At 61.4% G+C, this 20,317-nt stretch carries 21 protein-coding genes and 1 tRNA gene; 11 read left to right on the plus strand and 11 right to left on the minus strand.

The features are described 5' to 3' along the window. Positions 1-2: 2 nt before the first annotated feature. A complete protein-coding gene (locus KIT08_00355) occupies positions 3-578 on the plus strand; it encodes an ASCH domain-containing protein (GenBank protein UYN89709.1) in 576 nt (191 codons plus the stop codon). A gap of 88 nt (positions 579-666) precedes the next feature. Here KIT08_00355 and KIT08_00360 read toward each other — a convergent pair whose 3' ends face one another. Next, the gene (locus tag KIT08_00360; protein UYN89710.1) at positions 667-3,402 is read right to left on the minus strand and encodes a valine--tRNA ligase; all 2,736 of its coding nucleotides are present in this window, start codon (positions 3,400-3,402) and stop codon (positions 667-669) included. A gap of 414 nt (positions 3,403-3,816) precedes the next feature. On the opposite strand from KIT08_00360, the gene KIT08_00365 reads away from it, so the two are divergent. Continuing rightward, positions 3,817-4,674: an MBL fold metallo-hydrolase gene (locus tag KIT08_00365; GenBank protein UYN89711.1), complete on the plus strand. Its 858-nt coding sequence runs from the start codon at positions 3,817-3,819 to the stop codon at positions 4,672-4,674. Positions 4,675-4,705: 31 nt separating this feature from the next. Here the strand turns inward: KIT08_00365 and KIT08_00370 are convergent, their stop codons facing one another. After that, positions 4,706-5,134 (minus strand): M67 family metallopeptidase, encoded by a 429-nt coding sequence (locus KIT08_00370; protein ID UYN89712.1) that lies wholly within the window; start codon positions 5,132-5,134, stop codon positions 4,706-4,708. Beyond that, the gene (locus KIT08_00375; protein ID UYN89713.1) at positions 5,134-5,943 is read right to left on the minus strand and encodes a hypothetical protein; all 810 of its coding nucleotides are present in this window, start codon (positions 5,941-5,943) and stop codon (positions 5,134-5,136) included. Before KIT08_00375 ends, KIT08_00370 begins: the two co-directional genes overlap by 1 nt. Before the next feature lie 60 nt (positions 5,944-6,003). On the opposite strand from KIT08_00375, the gene KIT08_00380 reads away from it, so the two are divergent. From KIT08_00380 to KIT08_00400, 5 genes are read left to right on the plus strand one after another with little or no spacing between them, the layout of a single operon-like run. Further along, positions 6,004-6,684, plus strand: coding sequence for a dienelactone hydrolase family protein (locus KIT08_00380; protein UYN89714.1), 681 nt, complete (start codon positions 6,004-6,006; stop codon positions 6,682-6,684). Between the two features lie 2 nt (positions 6,685-6,686). Next, the gene (locus KIT08_00385) at positions 6,687-7,049 is read left to right on the plus strand and encodes a YraN family protein (protein UYN89715.1); all 363 of its coding nucleotides are present in this window, start codon (positions 6,687-6,689) and stop codon (positions 7,047-7,049) included. Continuing rightward, the gene (gene miaA / locus KIT08_00390) at positions 7,033-7,983 is read left to right on the plus strand and encodes a tRNA (adenosine(37)-N6)-dimethylallyltransferase MiaA (protein UYN89716.1); all 951 of its coding nucleotides are present in this window, start codon (positions 7,033-7,035) and stop codon (positions 7,981-7,983) included. Before KIT08_00385 ends, miaA begins: the two co-directional genes overlap by 17 nt. 9 nt (positions 7,984-7,992) lie before the next feature. Beyond that, positions 7,993-9,675, plus strand: a complete 1,683-nt coding sequence (locus tag KIT08_00395; protein ID UYN89717.1) for a long-chain fatty acid--CoA ligase — start codon at positions 7,993-7,995, stop codon at positions 9,673-9,675. Beyond that, entirely contained in the window at positions 9,672-10,346 is a 675-nt protein-coding gene (locus tag KIT08_00400; protein ID UYN89718.1) for an HAD-IB family hydrolase, read from the plus strand. The genes KIT08_00395 and KIT08_00400 overlap by 4 nt, the downstream gene beginning before the upstream one ends. A gap of 254 nt (positions 10,347-10,600) precedes the next feature. Here KIT08_00400 and KIT08_00405 read toward each other — a convergent pair whose 3' ends face one another. The 7 genes from KIT08_00405 to sufC all read right to left on the minus strand — a co-directional run bounded on the left by KIT08_00405 (position 10,601) and on the right by sufC (position 17,032). After that, positions 10,601-10,960 carry a non-heme iron oxygenase ferredoxin subunit gene (locus KIT08_00405; GenBank protein UYN89719.1) on the minus strand — a complete coding sequence of 120 codons (360 nt, stop codon included), beginning with the start codon at positions 10,958-10,960 and terminating at the stop codon, positions 10,601-10,603. A 16-nt stretch (positions 10,961-10,976) separates the two neighbouring features. Further along, on the minus strand, positions 10,977-11,381 hold the full coding sequence (locus KIT08_00410) for an SUF system NifU family Fe-S cluster assembly protein (protein UYN89720.1): 405 nt from the start codon (positions 11,379-11,381) through the stop codon (positions 10,977-10,979). Between the two features lies 1 nt (position 11,382). Continuing rightward, entirely contained in the window at positions 11,383-12,621 is a 1,239-nt protein-coding gene (locus KIT08_00415) for a cysteine desulfurase (GenBank protein ID UYN89721.1), read from the minus strand. 6 nt (positions 12,622-12,627) lie between these two features. Beyond that, a complete protein-coding gene (locus KIT08_00420) occupies positions 12,628-13,011 on the minus strand; it encodes a hypothetical protein (GenBank protein ID UYN89722.1) in 384 nt (127 codons plus the stop codon). A 108-nt stretch (positions 13,012-13,119) separates the two neighbouring features. Next, positions 13,120-14,721: a Fe-S cluster assembly protein SufD gene (gene sufD / locus KIT08_00425; GenBank protein ID UYN89723.1), complete on the minus strand. Its 1,602-nt coding sequence runs from the start codon at positions 14,719-14,721 to the stop codon at positions 13,120-13,122. 46 nt (positions 14,722-14,767) lie between these two features. Next, positions 14,768-16,201 (minus strand): Fe-S cluster assembly protein SufB, encoded by a 1,434-nt coding sequence (sufB, locus tag KIT08_00430; GenBank protein UYN89724.1) that lies wholly within the window; start codon positions 16,199-16,201, stop codon positions 14,768-14,770. A gap of 54 nt (positions 16,202-16,255) precedes the next feature. After that, positions 16,256-17,032: a Fe-S cluster assembly ATPase SufC gene (gene sufC, locus KIT08_00435; GenBank protein UYN89725.1), complete on the minus strand. Its 777-nt coding sequence runs from the start codon at positions 17,030-17,032 to the stop codon at positions 16,256-16,258. Between the two features lie 362 nt (positions 17,033-17,394). Here sufC and KIT08_00440 point away from each other — a divergent pair, with 362 nt between their 5' ends. From KIT08_00440 to KIT08_00450, 3 genes are all read left to right on the plus strand, one after another. Continuing rightward, positions 17,395-17,874, plus strand: coding sequence for a DinB family protein (locus KIT08_00440; GenBank protein UYN89726.1), 480 nt, complete (start codon positions 17,395-17,397; stop codon positions 17,872-17,874). 98 nt (positions 17,875-17,972) lie between these two features. After that, on the plus strand, positions 17,973-18,614 hold the full coding sequence (locus tag KIT08_00445) for a winged helix-turn-helix transcriptional regulator (protein UYN89727.1): 642 nt from the start codon (positions 17,973-17,975) through the stop codon (positions 18,612-18,614). A gap of 20 nt (positions 18,615-18,634) precedes the next feature. After that, positions 18,635-18,991, plus strand: a complete 357-nt coding sequence (locus KIT08_00450; protein ID UYN89728.1) for an iron-sulfur cluster assembly protein — start codon at positions 18,635-18,637, stop codon at positions 18,989-18,991. Positions 18,992-19,031: 40 nt separating this feature from the next. On the opposite strand, the gene KIT08_00455 is transcribed toward KIT08_00450, so the two are convergent. Beyond that, positions 19,032-19,985: a hypothetical protein gene (locus KIT08_00455; protein UYN89729.1), complete on the minus strand. Its 954-nt coding sequence runs from the start codon at positions 19,983-19,985 to the stop codon at positions 19,032-19,034. A gap of 129 nt (positions 19,986-20,114) precedes the next feature. Here KIT08_00455 and KIT08_00460 point away from each other — a divergent pair. Then, positions 20,115-20,188: transfer RNA gene (locus KIT08_00460), tRNA-Pro, on the plus strand. The last annotated feature ends 129 nt before the right edge of the window (positions 20,189-20,317 follow it).

Consider the following 20,317-nt stretch of genomic DNA (forward strand, 5'->3'; position numbering starts at 1 on the left):
GCATGCTCTTCACCCAGCCCACCCTCGAGGGCATCAAAGATGGGCGTATCACGCTGGCCTTCCGCACCTGGGCCAAACCGGCTGCCAGGGCCGGCAGCCTGCATAAAACCGCGGTCGGCCTGATCCAGATCGTTTCTGTCGAGCCGGTGGTGGCGGCCAGCATCACCGCCAGCGAGGCGCAAGCCGCCGGCTACGACAGCCGCCAGCAGTTGCTGGCGGCGTTGGCCGAGCGGCCCGGCACAGTCTACAAGATCACGCTGCGCTATCACTCCGCTGACCCGCGCCTGGCGCTGCTCTCGCAGCGCCAGCTCAGCGCTGAGGACACAGCGGGGCTGCTGCGCAAGCTGGCCCGCCTGGATGCTGCCAGCCGCCATGGCCCCTGGACGCGCGAAGTGCTGGATGCCATCAGCCGCCACCCACACCTGCGTGCGGCTGACCTGGCCAAGCGCATGGGCAAAGAGAAGGAATGGCTCAAGCTCAACGTGCGCAAGCTCAAGAACCTCGGCCTGACCATCAGCCACCACCCGGGCTACGAGATCTCGCCCCTGGGCAAGCTGATTCTTAAGAAACTAAAATAGGCCGGAGAGCGGTAGGGGCGCAGCATGCTGCGCCCCCGTGTGCAAAAAAAAGAGGCTGCCTGTGCTTTGCACAGGCCGCCTATCTCGATCATCCCAGCGCCTTGATCTGCTCCTCAAGCCGCTCGATCGTCTGGGCAAGGCCGGCTAGGCGCGCCTGCTCCTTCTCAACCACCGGCGGTGGCGCCTTCCTGCCGAAGTCGCTGGCCAGCAGCGCTTCCACGCGGGCATGCTGCCCGCGTGCATCAGCAAGTTCCTTCTCCAGGCGGGCGCGCTCGGCGGCCGGGTCCACCGCATCCGCCAGCGAGAGGTAGATCTGCACCGGCCCCGCCACCAGGGCCACTGCATCCGCCGGCCGCTCGGCGCCCTTGGCAACCAGCAGCCGGTCAGCATCCAGGCCAGACAGGGCGGCCAGCGCCCGTTGAGCGCCCTGGTCACCCGTGAAAATCTCGTGGTACGGCCCGGCGTCAATGCTGGCGGCCAGCTTCTGGCCGGGCTTCACGCCCTTCTCAGCCCGCAGGTTGCGGATGCTGCGCACTACCTCCTGGAAGATGGCAAACTCGGCCAGGATGCCCGGCTCCCAGCCAACATCCGGCAGCGGCTGCGGCCACTGGGCCACGATCAGCGCCTCCGGCCATTCGCGGCTGCCAAATGCGGCGTTCTCGGGCAGAATGCTTCCGTGCGCCACGGCCGCGGCGCGTAGGTGACCCCACAGCTCTTCGGTCACGAAGGGCGTGAAGGGGTGCAGCAAACGCAGGCAAATATCCAGAATACGCGCCAGCAGGTCAGCCGTCTTGTAGGCGCGGTCACCGCCCTGCTGCAACTGCAGCTTGGCGATCTCAATGTACCAATCGGCAAACTCGCTCCAGAAGAACTCGTACACCTGGCGGCCGGCTTCGCCGTACTGGTAGCTTTCAAACAGGCGCTCGCAGTTGGCAATCACCTGCTTCATGCGCGCCCATACCCAGCCATCCGCAAAGGTCCAGTCGAGCTCGGCTTCCTGCCTGGCCGGCGCAGTCTCCAGCGCGCCCATCACAAAGCGGGTGGCGTTCCACAGCTTGTTGGCAAAGTTGCGGTTTGCGCCTACTTTCTCCAGGCTCAGGTTGATGTCCTGGCCCGGCGTGCTGCCCACCAACAAGGTAAACCGCAGCGCGTCGGTGCCATATTCATTCATCACTTCCAGTGGATCGATCACGTTGCCGAGGGTCTTGCTCATCTTGCGGCCCTGCTCATCGCGCACCAGGCCGTGCAGGTACACGGTGTGGAATGGGGTTTCTCCGGTGAATTCAAGCCCCATCATGATCATGCGCGCCACCCAAAAGAACAGGATGTCGTAGCCGGTTTCGAGCACCGCCGTCGGATAGAAGTATTCGAGGTCGGCGGTCTTCTCCGGCCATCCCAATGTGGAGAACGGCCACAAGCCGGACGAGAACCAGGTATCAAGCACGTCTTCATCCTGGGTCAGGGTCACTTCCGCGCCCAGCTTGGCGCGGGCCGCGGCGTAGGCATCCTCCTCCGTGCGGGCGCAGAACATGCTGCCGTCCGGCGCGTACCACACGGGGATGCGATGGCCCCACCACAGTTGGCGGCTGATGCACCAGTCTTGAATATTCTCCAGCCAGTTGCGATACACCTTGGTGAAGTGATCCGGCACGATCTGCACGCGGCCATCGTCCACCGCCTTCAGCGCTTTTTCGGCCAGCGGCTTGATGGTGACAAACCATTGGGTCGAGATCATCGGCTCGATGATCTCGCCGCCGCGCTGCGAGCGCGGCACGCGTTGGGTGCGCTTCTCGGTCTTGATGGTCAGGCCGGCCTTTTGCATATCGGCCCACAGCTTTTTGCGCGCCGCAAAGCGCTCCAGCCCAGCGTAGGCGCCGCCCTTTTCGTTGATATGGGCGGCCTCATCCAGCACGGAGAGCACGGGCAGGTTGTGGCGCTGGCCAATGGCATAGTCGTTCGGGTCGTGCCCCGGTGTGATCTTGAGCGCACCCGTGCCGAACTCGCGGTCCACATACTCATCGGCGATTACCGGGATCTCGCGGTCAAGCATGGGTACCAGCGCCGTGGCCCCGATGAACTGCTTATAGCGCTCGTCTTCGGGATGCACAGCCACGGCGGTATCTGCCAAGATCGTCTCCGGCCGCGTGGTGGCCACCGGAATAAACTCGTCGCTATCTTTGATGCGATACTTGAAATAGTACAGCGTGCCTTCTTCTTCGCTGTACTCCACTTCGAGGTCGGATACAGCCGTGCGCAGGCCAGGCGACCAGTTGATGAGGCGCGGGCCGCGATAGATTAGGCCCTTCTCATACAGGCGCACGAAGGCTTCGCGCACCGCCACCGAGAGCCCCTCATCCAGCGTGAAGCGCTCCCGGCTCCAGTCGCACGAGGCGCCCAAGCGGCGGATCTGTTGCGTGATCAGGCTGCCGTACTTTTCCTTCCACGCCCAGGTGCGCTTGAGGAACTCCTCGCGCCCCAGCTCCTCGCGCGTCACTTCTTCCGTGCGCAGAATTGACTCTTCCACTTTAAGTTGCGTGGCGATGCCGGCATGATCGGTGCCCGGCACCCACAGGGCTGGCACGCCTTTCATGCGGTGGTAGCGGATCATCAGGTCTTCCATCGCCACAAACAGGGCGTGCCCCAGGTGCAGCTCGCCGGTCACATTGGGCGGCGGGATGCTGATGACGAACGGCTTCTTGGCGGGGTCAAAGTTGGGCTTGCGCGGGTCATTGCTGGGCTGGAAGTAGCCGCGCTCTTCCCACCAGGCGTAGATACGCTCTTCGGTGGCTTTGAAGTCGTAGGTTTTGGGTAACTGTGCTGCCATGTGTCTCCTTAAACAAAAGCGCCCTCATGAATATGAGGACGGAAGGCGCTCCGCGGTACCACCTCAGTTCTGCGCTTGCTTGCAAGCGCAGCACTCATGAGCAAACTGCTTTGCAGCTTGCTCTCGCTGTATCGGGCGCACCCGAGCTGGTCTAGTGAAGCCGTACGGCTTGCAGCCGTGTCAGCTCGTTCTTCAGCACCCTGTCGCCGGGCGACTTCAGCGCTCCTACTGCAAAGGCTCTCAGCAATTCGCCTTTGTTCCTGTCAGCGGTGGCCGCCTACTCTTCCCGGCAGGCAACATATGCAACTAAGCCGAGATTATACACCAGCATAATCGTGAAATCCATCACATTCCTTGACTTGCCTCTGCCCGTGTGCTATCTTGCACCCGCTATCACAAACCGGAGGCACCGCAGTGCAACACGAGCGCATCGCAGAAAACGTTTATTTCTTTCAAAGTGAACTTTACGCCCAGGTGACCGCGGGCGTCATTACCGGACCTGACATGGCCGTCGTCATTGATACCCTGGCCCTCCCCGAAGAGACCCGCCAGATGCGCCGCTTCATTGAACGTGACCTGCGCGTCCCCGTCCGTTACGTTATCAACACCCACTACCACGCCGACCACAGCTGGGGCAACAGCTTGTTCCCCGAGGCCACCATCATCGGCCACACCAAGTGCCACGAATTCCTCAATACGCGCGGCCGCGCTTCGCTGGAAGCCGAGAAGAAGGACAACCCCGCCCTGCGCGAGGTGGAGATCGCCCTGCCCTCGGTAACCTTTGACGAAGGCCAGATGGACCTGCAGGTCGGCAAGAAGAATCTGAGCCTGTTCCCCTTCCCCGGACACAGCGCCGACTCCATCGCCGTGCTCGTGGAGGAAGATCGCATCCTGTTCTGCGGCGATACTTTCATGCCGCTGCCGGTGTTGGCTGATGGCGACATCGAGGACACCACCGCCTCGCTCAAAAAGCTGCCCAAGCTGGGCCTCGAGAACCTGGTGCCCGGCCATGGCGAAATTGTGCTGCGCGGTGAAATTGACGCGGCGGTGAAGGGCAACCTGGATTATCTGAGCAAGATCACCAAAGCCGTGCGCGGCGCCTCGCGCCGCCGCTACCCGATGGATGTGCTCGAGACCGTGCACGTGGAGGATTGCGGCAAGAGCCGTGTTCTGATCGCCGGTATGGCCGAGCAGCTACACCAGCGCAACATGGTTGCGCTGTTCTACCAGCTCTACGGCAAGCTGCCGGAAGGCTCTGCAACCGACGACTAAACAAAAAGACCCACGCTGCGCATGGGTCTTTTTATGTCAGCTCAAGCTCGACTACCTGCCCCTCATCCAGCAAAAAAGCCCGGCAACGCCATTCGCCTTGGGCGTCTGGCGCCCAGATCAGGTGCGCCACGCCGGGGTAACGCGCTTCGGCGATATCCGTCTGCGAAGGGGCTGGCGGCCCGCTGGGGTGCGAGTGAAAGATGGCCAATAGCTCCCAACCCTGCCGCTCCATTTCCATGAAGGCGTCAAGCTGCTGGCGCGGCTGCATGCTGTAGTGCGTGGAACTGGCCAGCTCGTTCTGGATCAAAAATACGTGCGCACTGCTTTCGTCGCCCGCGCCTCCGAGGCTCGCGGCGACCAGGCCCGCGGCCACAAGGCCGCACGCTTCCAGCGGGCTGCTGGCGGCCACATGTGCTGCCATTTGGCGCATGTGCTCAGGTGCAATGCGCAGCCGGCGCATTACACCAGCACAGCCAGGATCAGGAACACGCCCAGCGCCACGGCAGGCTCACGTGCCGCTGTTCGCCAGTCCTGCTCGGCATTCAAGTTCGCCATGAAATTATTGAGCCCGAACAGCGCGCCCAGCAGCAGCAATCCATACCCCAACGGAGACACCGGCAGGTAGTGCAGCACTGCGGCCAGTTGCACGATGACAAAGGTCATCCCCAGCAGTTGCAACGAGTGCCAGTTCTCAACGCTACGTAGCAAGTTGAGCCGCGTGCCGGCTAAAAAGGCAGCTAGCCCCACCGCAGGCAGCGCCAGGAACAAACGCAGACCCAGCCCGCGCACGCTGATGGCCAGCATCAGGAACAGGATCAATGACAGCATGCTCAGCGCAGTGCTGACCGCCGCATATAGCCGGCCCTCCTCAGACACACTGCTGTACTCCGCCAGCAGAATGGCCAACAGCAGTAAGGCACACACCAGGAACGCCAGCCACCAGGTGGCGGTGAATGGCAGGTTACTCAGCACCAAGGCCAGCACCCAGGCCGTCATGGCCGGCAGCAGCCAGTGGCTGTAGGTGGTGCGCTGGCCCAGGGCGGGATGGTCCCGCAGTAGCCAGTCTGCCCCGGCCGCGGTCAGGCCGGCCACCAGCACCGCCAGCAAGGTGTTCACACCGAGGCGGATCGGCAACAGCACGCCAATGAACTCCCAATTCAAGACCAGTGGCGGCACTTGCACAAAGCGCACGGCCACATAAGCCAGCAAAATGACCGCCATCACGGCGCTCAGTCGTTCACGGTTGGGCAACAAGCCAGCAGGCAGCATGCAGAAATTCTACTCTGGCCGCCTGGCTTTGCGCCCACCAGGCTCGGATATACTCAAGCTATGACTGGCGAGATGATGATGTTCCCGATCGGTGAAGATAAGCACGCCCTGGCCTACCTCAGCCTGCCGCCTGCCGGCAGCGGCCCGGCCGTGGTGATGATTCAGGAATGGTGGGGCCTGGTGGGCCACATCAAGGATGTAGCTGACCGCCTGGCCGCTGAAGGCTTTGTTGTGCTGGCTCCCGATCTGTATCACGGCGCTTCTGCCAGCGAACCTGACGAGGCCCGCAAGCTGGCGATGGCGCTTGATCGACACCGCGCAATCGCTGAGATCACCGCCGCGGCTGACTATTTGCGCGGCCTCACCAGCGTCGAGCCCAAGAAGGTGGGCATCATCGGCTGGTGCATGGGCGGAGCGCTGGCGCTCTCGGCCGCCGCCAACAGCGGCGCGTTCGACGCGGTGGTGTGCTTCTACGGCCGCCCGCTGGAAGCAGGCGACGCCGCCAAGCTGCGCGCCCCCACCCTCGGCATCTATGGCGAGCTTGACACCGGCATCCCGCAAAGCCTGGTGCAGGCTTTTGACAAAGAGCTGGAGAAGACCGGCACGCCGCACCACATCCACACCTATGCCGGCGCAGAGCACGCCTTCTTCAACAATGACCGCCCCGAGGTCTATCATGCGGAGGCGTCTGCAGATGCCTGGCAGCGCACGCTGAGCTGGCTGCGCCAATACCTGTCCTAGCCATGCGCACGCCACGCCAGCAGCTCGGCCGCTGGGGAGAGCAAGCCGCCGCCAGCTACCTGCAGGAACGCGGCTATACCCTGCTGGCACACAACCTGCGCACGCCCCACGGCGAGATCGATCTGCTAATGAGCAAAGAGGGCGGGCTGATCTTTGTTGAGGTCAAGACCCGCCGCAGTACCCAGTTTGGGCCGCCTGAAGGCTCAGTAACCCTCACCAAACAAAGCCACCTGATCGCCGCCGCTGAAACCTATATGCAAACCCAGCCTGCCGACACTGAATGGCGTATTGATGTGATTGCCGTGTACCGGCAGCCCGGCGGCGAGATCGAGATCACTCACTTCGAAAATGCAGTCCACGGCTGAGTCCAGGTTACCTCTGGTGGCTGTGCTCGGCCCCACCGCGGTGGGCAAGACCGAGACCGCCATTGTGATCGCCGAACGCTGGAATGGTGAGATCGTCTCAGCCGATTCGCGCTTGTTCTATCGAGGCATGGACATTGGCACGGCCAAACCCACCGCTGAACAGCGTTCAGCGGTGGTACACCACTTGATCGATATTGCCGAGCCGGGCGAGACGCTCAGTCTGGCCGTCTTCCAGCAGCAGGCCAGCGCAGCGATTGCAGACATCCACGTTCGCGGCAAGCTGCCGCTGCTGGTCGGCGGCACCGGCCAGTACATCCAGGCAATCCTGGCTGGCTGGCTGCCACCGGCCCTGCCGCCACAGCCGGCGCTGCGCGCCGCGCTGGAAGGCTGGGCTGAGCAGATCGGCGGCGATGCGCTGCATGCCCGCCTGGCCGTGCTCGACCCGGCCGCGGCGACCAACATCGACCCGCGCAATGTGCGCCGCACGCTAAGGGCGCTCGAAGTGATCTTCGCCACCGGGCGGCGCTTCAGCCATCAGCGCGGCCAGGCGCCATCACCCTATCGCGTCCTGCGCCTGGGCCTCACCCGCCCGCGGGCCGAGCTGCATGCGCGCATTGATGCGCGCATTGACGCCATGCTGGCCGCCGGCTGGCTGGATGAAGTCCGCAGCCTGCTGGCTGCGGGCTATTCGCCTTCACTGCCTAGCCTTAGCGCTATTGGCTATGCGCAACTCGCCCAGTATTTGGCGGGCGAGCTGCCGCTTGATGAGGCCGTGGCCGAGATCAAGCGCCTGACACGCAGTTTCGTGCGCCGCCAGTACGCCTGGTTCAAGCCCGCCGACCCGGCCATCCACTGGGTAGACCTCAGCGCCCCCGGCGCAGACGCCGCCGTGGATATTGCTATCCATAATTTTCTGCACGCAGAGGAAGTCTAAAGTACCAGCATGCAAAACAAACCCTGGCTCGCCCACTACGACCAAGCCGTCCCGCACACGCTCGATTTTCCCGCCCTCACCGTGGTGGATGTGTTGCAACGCGCCGTGCGTGACTATCCCAATAAGCCCTGCACAATCTTCCAAGGCGCAACGCTCTCATATAAAGGAGTAGACGAACTGAGCGACCGCTTCGCCGCGGGCCTTGCCGCCCTCGGTGTGCGCAAGGGACAGCGCATTGGCCTGTTCATCCCCAACACGCCGCAATTCGTCATTGCCTACTTCGCCATCCTTAAGCTTGGGGCAGTCGTGGTGGCGACCGACCCGCTATACACCCCGCGCGAGCTGGAGTACCAGGTCAACGATGCCGGCGTGGAGTTGATGGTCGTGATGACCAACAACTATGAGAAGGTCAAAGAGGTCCAGCCGCGCACCCGCATCCGCCAGGTGATCGCCACCAACATCAAGGAACACCTGCCGCCCGTCAAGAAACTGCTCTTCGGCCTGCTCAAAGAAAAGAAAGCCGGCTTCCGTGTGCAGCTGCGCGATAACGACCTGTGGATGCAGGACCTGATCGACGCCCACACACCCAGCCAACGGCCGCAGGTGGCGGTAGAGCCCGACGATACCGCCCTGCTGCAATACAGCGGCGGCACCACCGGCCGCTCCAAAGGCGTGGTGGCCGTGCACCGCGGCCTGGTGGCCAACACCGCCCAGATCGACGCCTGGAACCACGAGGGCGAGCAAGGCAACGAGATGGTGCTGCTGGCCATCCCCATGTACCATGCCTACGGCATGGTGGTGGGCATGCTCTACGGCATGTGGAAGGGCGGCTCGCTGGTCATGATCCCTGACCCGCGCAACGTTGGCGATGTGCTCGCCAACATCCAAAAATACAAGGCCACCACCTTCCCCGGTGTGCCGGCCATGTACAACGCCATCAACAATCATCCGGATGTGAAGGCCGGCAAGTACGACCTGAGTTCGATCCGTTTTTGCATCTCCGGCTCGGCCCCCTTGCTGCGCGAGACCAAGGAGCGCTTCGAAGCGCTCACCGGCGGCCACTTGCTGGAAGGTTACGGCCTCTCCGAGACGCCCGTGGCCACCCATTGCAATCCGCTCACCGGCGTGAACAAGACCGGCTCAATCGGCATGCCGCTGCCGGGTGTGGACTGCCGCATCGTCAGCCTGCAGGACGGCGTTACCGTACTCAAACAGGGCGAGATCGGCGAGCTGGTCATCAGCGGCCCGCAAGTAATGCGCGGCTACCACAACCTGCCCACCGAGACCATGGATGTGCTCAAGGAAGGCTGGCTATACACCGGCGATATTGCCAGCATGGATGCCGACGGCTATTTCTACATCATTGACCGCAAGAAGGAGCTGGTGAAGGTGGGCGGCTACCAGGTGTGGCCGCGCGAGGTCGAGGAAGTGCTGCAGCAGCACCCCGCCGTGCGCGAGGTGGGCGCCGCCGGCCTGCCAGATGCTGACAGCGGCGAAGCCATCCACGCCTGGCTGGTGCTGCACGAGGGCCAAACCGTCACCGCCGAAGAATTGCGCGCCTGGTGCAAAGAGCGCCTCGCACCTTACAAGGTTCCTAAGGGTTTTACCTTTATCGAGAAACTTCCCCGCACCAATGTCGGCAAGCTATTGCGCCGCGAGCTGGTAAGGATGCATACGGAGCAAGCCAAATGACGACCGTTGCCTTCTTTGATGTTGATGGCACACTGACCACCGAACGCGTGTGGCGCGGCGTGCTTGACTATTACAAAACCAACGGCAAGCGCACCTGGACCCTGCTTCAGTACTGGGCCTACCATATGCCGCTCTACCTACTGCACTCGGTTGGCCTGCTCTCGCAGAGCGCATTCCGCACGCCGTGGGCGGCGCACCTGATGTGGTTCCTGCGCGGCGATACACCCGAGCAGGCTCAGCCCACCTGGGACTGGGTGACCACCGAATACATGCAAGGCTTATGGCGCACTGAGGGGCTGGACAAGATCATGGAGCACAAGGCCAAGGGTCATCTGGTCGTGCTGGTCTCGGCTGGGCCGCAGCCGCTGGTGGAGCGCATCGCCCGCGAGCTCGGCGCGGACATGGCCGTCGGCACCAAGCCCGCCCTGCGCAACGGACGCTACACCGGCGGCGTGGACGGCCTGGTCTCGATCGACGAGAATAAGGCCAGCCTGGCCCGCGACGCCCTGGCCGCCCAGAAGATCGACGTGGACTTCGCTGCCAGCTGGGCTTATGCCGATGGCAGCACCGACGTCGGCCTGCTGGAGATGGCCGGCCACCCAGTCGCCTTCTTCCCCGACGAGTTCCTCAAGCCCATCGCCCTCGAGCGCGGCTGGCCGGTGGTTGAATAGAAATCGTGCATCCCGAGCGTAGCGAGGGATCCTCGTTGACATTGCTTTCGCATCGCTAGACTCCAAAACCACCTCAGCAAGGATCCTTCGCTGGCACAAAGAGCGGCTGCATAGCAGCCGCTTTGTTGGCTAAGGATGCACACCAGGGGCGCACTCTGTAATCTTCGATTACAGAACCTAATTCGTGTATAAAAGAACAAAAAAAAAGCACCAGTTGCCTGGTGCTTTTTGCTTATAGCTAATCAGCTAGCCGCTTACAGCGGCAGCCCCACCTCAACCTGCCCGTCCGTCACCCGCGTCGGGTAGGCGGGAATGTCCACCACGGCGGGCAGCGCGGTGGCCCGCCCGCTGCGCACGTCAAAACGTGCGCCGTGGCGCGGGCAGATCACCTCGTACTCCTCGATCTCGCCCTCGCCCAGCGGCCCGTTATCATGCGAGCACAAGTCTGCGATGGCGAAATACTCCCCGGCGATGTTGAACACCACCAGGTTGTACTCGTCCACAGTCACGAAGAGGCGCTTGCCGTTAGGCAGCTCTTCTTCGCTGGCTACGGCTACAAAATCGACCTCTTTGGGGCCGAGCGAAGTGAATACAAAGGTTCCGACGTCAGGCATCTAGGCTGCGCCTCGTCTATGACTCGGCCAACTCGTCGAGCGACATGACCTCGTCGAGGCCATACACGCCGCCCTTGAGCACCTTAAGCGAGAGCAGCGCGCACTTGAGGCGCACCGGGCCTAGCTCGATACCGAGCAGATCCAGAATGTCCTGCTTGGCCAGCGTGCGCACATCCGCCACCGGCATGCCGGTGATCTTCTCCATCAGCAGGTCCGCAGACGCCTGCGAAATGGAGCAACCTTCGCCGGTGAACTTGGCTTCGGTCACCACGTCGTTGTCATCCACGCGCAGGTCAATGCGAATATGGTCACCGCACACCGGGTTGTCGTCCTCGTAGCTGTGGGTATGCGGGTCCAGTGTGCCGCTGAAGCGCGGGTTCTGGTAACGGTCAATGATCAGTTCACGATAGAGATCGTCCATCTTATTTGAAGATCTCCTTTACTTTGTAGAGTGCTTCCACCAGGGTGTCGATCTCTTCCTTGGTGTTGTAGAGGTAAAAACTGGCCCGCGTCGTGGCTGGCACGCCGAACTTCTCGTGCACCGGCATGGCGCAGTGGTGGCCGGCCCGCGTGGCTACGCCGTGGCGGTTCAGGATCTCGGCGACGTCGTGCGGATGGGCGCCTTGCAGCGTGAAGGACGCATTCGAGCTCTTGTGCTCAATGCCGGGGCCAAAGATCCACACGCCCGGCACTTCCTCGAGCCGCTCCAGTGCATACGCGGTCAGCTCGCGGTCATGGGCAGCGATGGCTTCCATGCCGATCTCGTTCAAATAATCCACCGCCGCGCCCAGGCCGATCACCTCAGCGATCGCCGGGGTGCCCGCCTCGAACTTGTGCGGCACACCCGCTGTACTGAACTCGCGCAGCTTGACGCGTTTGATCATGTCGCCGCCGCCCATGAAAGGCGGCATCGCTTCGAGCAAGGCTTCCTTGCCGTACAGCACACCCAGGCCAGTAGGCCCCAGCATCTTGTGGCTCGAGAACACCAGGAAGTCGATGTCCAGCGCGCGCACATCCGTAGGCAAGTGCGGCACCGACTGTGCGCCGTCCACCATGGCCAGCGCGCCGGCTGCATGCGCAGCCTTGACGATCTCAGCGATGGGCGTGATGGTGCCGAGCACGTTGCTCATGGCAGTGAAGCTCACCAGCTTGGGCTTGAGTTCCATCAGGCCGGGCAGCGCGCTCATGTCCAGCACGCCTTCCTCGGTCACCGGGATGAACTCCAGGCGGATGCCGCGCTCAGCAGCCAGCATCTGCCACGGCACCAGGTTGGCGTGGTGCTCCATCTCGGTCAGCACCACCACATCACCAGCTTGCAAATTGGCTTTGCCCCAGGTCTGGGCGACCAAATTCACCGACTCGGTGGCATTGCGAGTGAATATGATCTCTTTGCTCTTGGCCGCATTAATGAACTTGGCGATCTTGCCGCGCGCCCCTTCATAATCTTCAGTGGCCTGCTCGGCCAGCTTGTGCACGCCGCGGTGAATATTGGCGTTCTCAGCGCGGTAATACTGGTTCATACGCTCGATCACCTGCACCGGCTTCTGGCTGGTGGCGCCTGAATCCAAGTACACCAGCTTGACGCCCGGCTTGACCTCCACATCCAGCACCGGAAAATCAGCACGGATGCGTTTGATGTCCATGGTGTGTGTCTCTGCCATACGCCCCTACTTGCTCTTGGCCTTAGCCTTAGCCTTGACCTTGACCTTGGTCTTGGCCTTAGCCTTAGCGCGACTGGAAACCGCGCTACGCGGCTTGGGAGCCGCGGCACGCGGCTTGCTGCGGGTGCGCTTGCGCGCCATGCGGATCTGCTGCGAATTGGGCGGGCACCACAGCACGTGGTCCGGCACCATCCAGCCATCCGTCAGGTACACCGGCTCGGCGAATTGCACCGCCACGATCTTGGGGTCCACCTGCACCACCACACCCTCCAGCCAGCCGCGCACGCGGTTGCCCTTGGGGTCTTCATGGTCGCAGTAGACCTCCACGCGGTCGCCTACCTTATAGACATCTTCCCGGTCAGGGGCGGTTGTAAAACGAAGTTCTGCCATTTAACCTCCGAAACCGGCGAACGATGACCTGTGAGGAGTGAGCAGCCTTGCCTTTCACTCTCGCTGGGTCACGCTCACCAGCACTACATCCAATCTACTATCTTACAACTACTTCATCTTCGAAACAATGGCCTGCTGAAAGCGCTGGCGCACGCCCTCAAAGGGAATGCGCTCCATGATCGGGTCGAAAAAGCCCTTCACGATCAGGCGGCGCGCCTCTACCGGCGGAATGCCGCGGCTCATCAGGTAAAAGTACTCATCCGGATCGATCTTGCCCACGGTGGCGCCGTGGGTGCAGCGCACATCGTCAGCCAGGATCTCGAGGCCAGGGATGCTGTCCGCCCGCGCCTGCTTGCTGAGTACCAGGTTGCGGTTGGCCTGGTAGCCATCCGTGCGCTGGGCGCCGGGCGCCACATAGATCATGCCCTGCCATACCGAGCGGCTCTTTTCCTCCAGCGCGCCTTTGAACAACAGGTCGCTGGTGGTATGGGCCGCCATGTGGTTCTGCTGTGTGTCGTGGTCCAGGTGCTGCTCGCCGTCTGTGAAATAGAAGCCAGACATGCGGCCCAGGCTGCCCTCACCCTCCAGGTTGATCTCAGAGAAGTTCTTGGTCAGGTGGCTGCCCAGGGCGCCAAAGATCCAATCCAGGTTGCCGTCCTTCTGCACGCGGGCGCGCTCATGGGTGAAGTTCCACATGTGCTCGCCCCACGATTGCAGCTCCACGAAGCGCAGGTTCGCGCCTGAGCCAACATGCAGCTCCACGATGCCGGCGTGCATGCTCTGCTCTTTGATGGTGGGCGAAGCCGACTCGTGCACATAAGTGACCGAAGCGCCGTCTTCCACCCACACCAAAATGTGCGAGAAGTACGCCAGCCCGGCCCCCGGCCCCCACAACAGCGAGTGCAGCGGCTCGTCGACCTGCACGCCCTTGGGGACATACAGCAGCACGCCGCGGCCCGCCAGTGCGCCGGCCATGGCGGCAAACTTGCCTTCGTCAGGCTTGACCACCTTGCCCAGCACTTTCTTGAGCAGATCAGGGTGTTTGGCAGCCGCGGTGGAAAAGTCGGTGAAGACCACGCCTTGCTTGGCGATCGTCTTGCTCAGCTCCACGGTGGTCTTGCCCGGGCCGAACACGATCTGGCCGCCGTGCCCCTTGCCGACCAGCGGCTTGAGCAGCCGCGCCGGGATGCTGGGCAGCGCCTCACGCGCCGCCTTGGGCAACCCGTCAGCGATCTGCAGACCGGCACGCTTCAGTTGGCGAATATCGGTGCGGCGCCAAGCCTCATCATTGGTGGTGGGCAGCGGCAGTTTTTCAAACTGGCCCCAGGCGCTCTTGCGATAGCTGTGCAGGAACGCGGCTTCTTTCACACCGTTGGGGATCTGCTCCACTGTGAAGGGGAACCCGCTGGGGGTCTGCACCGCCGCCGCGCCGCCACGCGTGATCACGCGCGGTGTCTGGCCTGCGCCGATCACTTCGCGCTCTGGCGAACGGGTCACGACCCGCTTGCTGGCAACCGCTTTGCTCTTGGCGACGCCTTTCTTCTTGGCTACAGCCTCCGGCTTGCGCTTGGCAACGGCTTTGGCCTTCTTTACAGCCACTTTCTTGGCCGCAGTCTTCTTAGCAGTCTTTTTCGGGGCTACCTTCTTTGGGGCAGCCTTTTTCTTGCTTACGGCCTTTTTGGGGCGCGCGCTGGTTTTCTTCTTTGCCATAGTGTCTTTGCTTCTCACTTAACTCGAACGGTGCAGCCCGAGGCTGCTAGCCGATCGAGCCTTCCATCTGCAATTGGATCAGGCGGTTCATTTCGATGGCATATTCCATCGGCAGTTCTTTGACCAGCGGCTCAATGAAGCCAGACACCACCATGGTGGCAGCTTCTTCTTCGGTCATGCCGCGGCTCATCAGGTAGAACAGCTGCTCCTCGCCCACCTTGGAGACCGAAGCCTCGTGGCCGATGGTCACATCCTCCGCGTCGATCTCGATGTACGGATAGGTGTCCGAGCGGGACTGGTCGTCCAGCAGCAGCGCGTCACACACCACGTTGGACTTGGAGCCCTCGGCGCCGGGGTGCACTTTCAACAGGCCGCGGTACGAGGCTCGCCCGCCGCTCTTGCTGATCGATTTCGACGTGATCTTGCTGGTGGTATTGGGCACGAAGTGGATCACCTTGCCGCCCGTGTCCTGGTGCTGGTGGCCGCTGGCGAACGCCATCGAGAGGATCTCGCCATGCGCGCCTTCGCCCAGCAAATAGCACGAGGGGTACTTCATGGTCAGCTTGCTGCCCAGGTTGGCGTCCACCCATTCCATGGTGGCGTTCTCGTGCACGTGCGCACGTTGGGTCACCAGGTTGTACATGTTGTTCGACCAGTTCTGGATGGTCGTATAGCGGAAGCGGGCGTTCTTCTTGACAATGATCTCGATCACACCACTGTGGAACGAGTCAGTGGTGTACACCGGAGCAGTGCAGCCTTCCACATAGTGCGCCTCAGCGCCTTCGTCCACGATGATCAGGGTGCGTTCGAACTGGCCCTGGTCGGCCTGGTTGACACGGAAGTACGCCTGGAGCGGCATCTCGACCTTGACGCCCTTGGGGATGTAGACGAACGAGCCACCCGACCATACCGCCGAGTTGAGCGCGGAGAATTTGTTGTCCTCGATGGGGATGATGGTGCCGAAGTACTCGCGGAACATATCCGGGTGGTCCTTCAAGCCCTGCTCAATGCTTTTGAACAGCACGCCCTGGTCTGCCAGGTGTTGCTGGATGTTGTGATACACCATCTCTGATTCGTACTGGGCGCCTACGCCAGCCAAGAACTTCTGCTCGGCTTCGGGAATGCCCAGACGCTCAAAGGTCTTCTTGATGTTCTCGGGCACATCATCCCAGCTCTTGCCTTCGGCCTCGGCCGGCTTGCTGTAGAAGTAGATCTCGTCCAAGTTCAGCTTGTCCAGGTCGCCGCCCCATTTGGGCATGGGGCGCTGCATGAAGTGTTTGTACGCCTTCAGGCGGAACTCAAGCATCCATTCCGGCTCTTCCTTCTTGGCGCTGATCTGGCGAACGATCTCTTCGTCCAAACCCTTGCGCGTGCGGAAGACCGGCTGAACTTCATCTACGAAGCCGTACTTGTATTCATCAATGCCAGCCAACAGCTCGGCATCGTCTTTCGGCTTTTCAATAATGTCTTTAAGTGCCATCTGTCTCCTTCCTTCCTCGCTCCCAATGAGAGCGAGGCCAGAGGTCAGGGCGTATTACGCCGCAACCTTGTTCTCGTGCGCCTCGCGCACCCAGTCATAGCCTTCGGCTTCCAGCTTCAGAGCCAGTTCCGGGCCGCCGGTTTCCACAATGCGGCCATTGAACATCACATGCACCACATCCGGATTGATGTAGTTCAGCAGGCGCTGGTAGTGCGTGATCACCAGCGCGCCGAAGTTCGGCCCGCGCAGCGCCTGCACACCCTCGGCCACATTGCGCAATGCGTCAATATCCAGGCCGGAGTCCGTCTCGTCCAGCACGGCAAACTCAGGGTCGAGCGCGGCCATCTGCAGGATCTCGGCGCGTTTCTTCTCACCGCCGGAGAAGCCGTCGTTGAGGTAACGGCCCGCGAAGCTGTGGTCCATCTTCAGCAGGTCCATCTTCGCTTTCAATAAATTGCGAAACTCGGGGATGGGCATGCCCTTGTCCTCGGGGTCCTTGGCTTTGCGGTGCGAGTTCAGCGCCGTTCGCAGAAAGTTCGCCACGCTGACGCCAGGGATCGCCACCGGGTATTGGAACGCCAGGAAAATGCCCAGATGAGAGCGTTGGTCCGGCTCCAGTTCAAGGATGTTCTGCCCCTTGAACCATACTTCGCCGCCGGTCACCTCATAGTTTGGGTGGCCCATCAGCGTGTAGGCCAGCGTGCTCTTGCCACTGCCGTTGGGGCCCATCAGGGCGTGCACCTTGCCCTGCTCGATCGTCAGGTTGAGGCCTTTAAGGATCTCGTTGCCAGCTACATTGACGCGCAAATCGCGTATATCCAGTTGAGACATGAACCGTATTTCTCCTAAAGCATGAAATGTGAACACAGCCACAAATTCGGGCCGCATTGTTCAACCAGGGTGATTTTGAGGGATTATAGCAGGTTCATAAAGCATGGTCAATATTTATGAGGAAAATCTAAAATATTTGGACGCACAGTACCAGCTCATTTATCATTCCGAACGAGCCGTGCAGCGGCGAGGAGGAATCCTTTAGGTCATTACAAAGGCAGCCCTTCTCCGAACACCTTGACAAACCTTCCAATCGCACACTCCCACCAAAACTTAGCTACACTAACCCCATCGGAAAAAGCTTTAACCAATAACATCACCCACCCACCAATGATGATTGTTATTATTTTTACGGAGGAAGTATGAGCGCCACAGTCGAAATTCAGCCTCAGGAAGTCAGCAACATGCTTGTCCAGCTCCTCGAAGAAACCTTCAACACCACCCAGAACATCTACCTCGACAAGAACGCTTCGCTCATCGCCACCCTCGACACCATCTCAGCCGAAGAAGCCTCAATCCCCGTCGGCGGCAAATGCGCCTCGCTGGCCGCCCAGGTGGAGCACGTCGTCTTCTACATTGAATCCTTCGAGCGCTACGCCTTGCAGGGTGACGACACCCCGCCAGACTGGGGTCACATCTGGCGCACCATCGAGAAGGTCACGCCCGAGGAGTGGGAAGCCTCCAAGGCCAAACTGCGCGCCACCTACGAGCGTATCAAGGGCCTCTTCGCCAATAACCCCATGTGGAACCAGGACACGATCGGCGGCGCCCTCACCGTCATCATCCACTCCGCCTATCACCTCGGCGAGATCCGCCAGGCGATGTGCGCACTGAAACAGTGAGCCGGCAGGCTCGTCATTGCGAGCCTCCGCTATTTTTATGAGGAAAATCTAAAATATTGACGGCGCGAAATGCGGATGATATACTGCCCTCAGTAGCCATGGGCAGCACACGCAACGCAGTCCTCAAATACCTGCTAAACCACCAGCGCAGCACGATCAATGAGCTTGCCAAAGCCGTCAAGATCAGCCCCATCTCCGTGCGCCACCACATCGCGCGCCTGGAAAATGAGGGCCTGGTGGCCTCCACAGAAGAGCGGCACGGCGTTGGCCGCCCGCGCCGCGTCTACTATCTCACCGAAGCCGGCATGGAGCACTTCCCCGCCCGCACCATCCGCTTCACCAACCGCTTGCTCAACGAGCTCAAAGAAACCCTGCCGGCCGAGCAGTTCGCCGGCTTGCTCAGTAACATGGGCGCCTCCGCCGCTGACGATCTGGCCGCCAATGGCGAGCTGGAGCGCATGAGCCTCGATGAGCGCCTCAAGCTGCTCAAGGGCTGGCTCACCAAGGAAGGCTTCACCGTCCAGGTGCAGCGCACCGAGCACGAGCTCATCATCAAGGAAACCAGCTGCCCGTACTTCTATGTGGGCCAAACCCACGGCGAGGTGTGCAGCATTGATAAAGCCCTCATTGCCAAAGCCCTTTCCGCTGACCCGCAGCGCACCTCCTGCCTGCTCAGCGGAGATAACCACTGCACCTACACCATCCCGATGGCCGCCATTAAGCAGGCCATCACGTCGTAAGGAACGGAGCCACACCCAATATGTGTCCAGTAGCCTCGCAAGACCCCGCCAAACAAGCCATCTGGGAGATCGAAAGCACCAACCCAGACCTGGTGCCAGCAGTCGAAGCCGCCCTGCGTGAAGTCGTAGACCCGGAGATCGGCCTCAACGTCATCGAGCTTGGCCTGGTGCGCAACGTCGCCCTTGAGGACAATCAGGGCAAGGTCACCATGATCATGACCACGCCGTTCTGCCCATACGCCCCCGCCCTGCTGGAGATGACCCGCAAAAAGGCCGCGGATGCCCTGCAGCGCGACACCACCATCATGATGGGCACCGAGCTCTGGGATCTGACATACATGGAAGAAGGCGCCGGCGCAGACTGGGGCATCTTCTAAACAGCAATAAAAAAAAAACGGCGCTTACAGCGCCGTTTTTTTATTGCTTAGGATGTTGGAGAAAGAACTCCAGCATCATTTGATTGGCAGAAACATCTTGTGAGGGGGAATCACCGATCAGGCCATCTCGCCCGCCAGGCCAGGCATGCAAACCGTCAATGATCGTCACTTGCGTCACCGCAGTGCCGTCCTCACAATCGGCGTAGGTCTCGATCAGCACGTTGCCGCGGGAGCGCGTAGCACTGCTGGATAGCGGGTTGCAGCCGTTGGCCGCAACCCAGAAACCCAGTGAGTCCGCCACTGACAGGTCAATCCGCCCCGGGTCAACCGCCATCGGGCTCAACCCGCCCTCATACAGTACATGCTGGTCGGCCATCCCGTTGAAAGCGATGACCGCCAACGCGCTGCTGGGCTGAGGAGGCGTGAACAATGCTGCCTCAGCCGGTCCCTGCCCGCCCACGCTGGCAGCCACCGGCGCAATGCCAGCCACTAGGTCAGCCAGCTCTGCGCCAGCACGGTGCGCCATCATGCCACCGTTGGACATGCCTGTGATGTACACGCGGGCCGGGTCTACGGCGTAGTGAGCGATCATAGAATTGATCAACACGCGTAGCAAGCCGACATCATCCATCGCGCTTTCCATGGCATAGCCGCAGCAATGCCCGGCGTTCCAGGTGAGTAACACGCTACCCAAACGGCCGCTGCCGTTTGGGTACGCAACGATAAAGCCGTACTGATCCGCGTCGGCATCCATCCCAGTGGAGCGGCGCACTTGCTGCCCGCTGCCACTCCCGCCGTGCAGCACGATCAGCAGCGGCAGCCGCGCCTCGTCATCGTACGCCGGCGGCAGGTGCAGCAGCACCTCGCGCCGATCAGCGCCGTTCACGATGGTCAGTTCATAGTCACCTGGTTCCAGCCTGTCACCGCCAGGCTGGGCGGCCTCCATTATTGGGGATGGGAGCGGCGTGGTGGTTGGCTGCGCTGGCTGAGCCATACGACAAGCCAGAGCGGCCCATGTCAATGCAACCAGAATCCACATGTGCTTGCGCATACTAGAGTCTACGAAGAAATAGCGAAAGTGTTGCGGCATTAGATGGCTTTTAGGCTATAATCTCGCCTTGTTCGGGGCGTGGCGCAGCCCGGTAGCGCACTTGCATGGGGTGCAAGGGGTCGGAGGTTCGAATCCTCTCGCCCCGACTCTTAAAAAAGACCGCTTTGGCGGTCTTTTTTAATTCATACGTTGCGGACTAGCTGCAGCGTAAAGGAACTTTTAGCCCCTATTCTCCGTTGTGCTTGCAAGCGCTTCAAGTGCTAAAATCATTGCAG

It is taken from the genome of Anaerolineales bacterium, from assembly GCA_025808555.1.
Lineage (GTDB): Bacteria > Chloroflexota > Anaerolineae > Anaerolineales > UBA11579 > JAMCZK01.